This window comes from Mesorhizobium sp. WSM4845, from assembly GCF_055811455.1.
On record NZ_JBVVQA010000134.1, the window covers coordinates 1 to 237 of the forward strand.

1 protein-coding gene is annotated in these 237 nt (G+C 83.5%); it reads left to right on the top strand.

All coding sequences use genetic code 11. The features are described from left to right. A partial coding sequence (locus tag AC0L2C_RS34325) for a hypothetical protein (protein WP_473525548.1) occupies nt 1–236 on the top strand: 236 nt, incomplete at its 5' end. Nucleotide 237: the final 1 nt, after the last annotated feature.

Below are 237 nucleotides of genomic sequence, written 5' to 3' on the forward strand. Positions count from 1 at the left end.
CCCTTCACCCTTACCGGGCGTGGGGGGGGGGGGGGGGGGGGGCGGCCCACCCCAAAAAAAAAAAAAAAAAAAAGGGGGGGGGGGGGGGGGGGCGGGCCCCCCCCCCCCCCCCCCCCCCCCCGCCGCGGGGGGGGGGGGGGGGGGGGGGGGGGGGGCGGGCCCCCCCCCCGGGGGGGGGGGCGGCGCGGGCCCCCAGCAGCCGGCGACCAGACGCCGCCCCAGCCCCAAGAGGGTGAG